Raw genomic sequence first — 1,419 nt, 5'->3', positions numbered from 1 at the left:
GCCATCACCCCTGCCGTGGTGAAAAACCACGAAGCGCTGATCGCCGACGCCCACACCCTGCTGTTGCAGCTGGAAGTGCCGCTCGAAAGCGTGTTCGAGGCGGCCCGTTTGGCCCGTGCCCACCGCACCCGGGTAGTGCTCAACCCCGCCCCCGCCCGTCCGCTCCCCGCCGAGCTGTTGGCGCTGGTGGATCTCATCACCCCCAACCAGACCGAAGCGGAACTGCTGACCGGCGTCAAAGTCACCGACGAAGCCAGCGCCCGCGAGGCGGCCACCCGTTTCCACCAGATGGGCATTGCGGATGTGATGATCACCCTGGGCTCCCAAGGGGTCTATTGCAGCAACGCAAAGCAGCAACAGCTGATCCCGGGTTTTCGGGTGAAAGCGGTCGACACCACGGCTGCTGGCGATACCTTCAACGGCGCCCTGCTGGCTGCCGAGCTGGCCGGGGCCGACTTCAACGGCGCAGTGCGCTTTGCCCACGGCGCAGCGGCGCTCTCTGTCACCCGGTTTGGCGCCCAGAGCTCCATCCCGAGCAAGGACGAGGTTGACGCCTTCCTGCTTGAGCAGAGTGCACAGGGGCACTGATGGCCAATATCAAGGAGGTGGCGGCGCTGGCGGGGGTATCTACCACCACCGTCTCCCATGTCATCAACGAGACCCGCTTCGTGGCCGAGGAGACCCGTGAGCGGGTCTTCGCCGCCATGCGCGATCTGAACTACGCCCCGAGTCTGGTGGCCCGCAGCCTCAAGGTGAAGGAGACCAACAGTATCGGCATGCTGGTCACTACCTCCAGCAACCCCTTCTTTGCCGAAGTGGTGCGCGGAGTGGAACGCTACTGCTTCGAGCAGGGCTACAACCTGATGCTGGGCAACACCGAAGGGCAGGCCGAGACGGCGCTCTCCTACCTCAAGATGATGCTGCGCAAGCGGGTCGATGGCCTGCTGATCATGTGCAGCGAGGGGCAACAAGAGGTGTTCAACCAGCTCGACTGGCTCAAGAGCCTGCCAGTGGTGGTGATGGATTGGGGGCTGGTCAGCGAGGATGTGGACCTTATCGCCGACAACTCCTTCCACGGCGGGTATCTCGCAACCCGCCATCTGATTGAGCTGGGTCATACCGCCATCGGCTGCATCTCCGGCCCCCAGAGCCGTGCCCCCGCCAACCAGCGCCAAGCTGGCTTTGAGCAGGCGTTGCAGGAGGCGGGGCTCACGATCAATCCGAAGTGGATCCAGGAGGGGGACTTTGACTGCGCCAGCGGCTTTGCCGCCATGGAGCGGCTGCTGGCTCTCCCTTCGCGCCCCACCGCCCTCTTTGTCTGCAACGACATGATGGCGATGGGGGCCATCAGTGCCGCCCATCAGGCGGGCATTGTGATACCGCGGGATCTCTCCATCGTCGGCTACGACAACGTGGCGC

2 protein-coding genes are annotated in these 1,419 nt (G+C 64.4%); both read left to right on the top strand.

All coding sequences use genetic code 11. The annotated features are described in order from the left end of the window. Positions 1 to 588 (top strand): PfkB family carbohydrate kinase (locus BN1115_RS12165; RefSeq protein ID WP_042657348.1); only part of this gene is annotated, 588 nt, incomplete at its 5' end. Continuing rightward, positions 588 to 1,419 (top strand): substrate-binding domain-containing protein (locus BN1115_RS12160; RefSeq protein ID WP_042657347.1); only part of this gene is annotated, 832 nt, incomplete at its 3' end. The genes BN1115_RS12165 and BN1115_RS12160, both read left to right, overlap by 1 nt.

Source organism: Aeromonas allosaccharophila, from assembly GCF_000819685.1.
GTDB classification, from domain to species: domain Bacteria; phylum Pseudomonadota; class Gammaproteobacteria; order Enterobacterales; family Aeromonadaceae; genus Aeromonas; species Aeromonas allosaccharophila.
The sequence above is the reverse complement of the archived record's forward strand: the minus strand, read 5'-3'. Positions and strand labels throughout refer to the sequence as shown.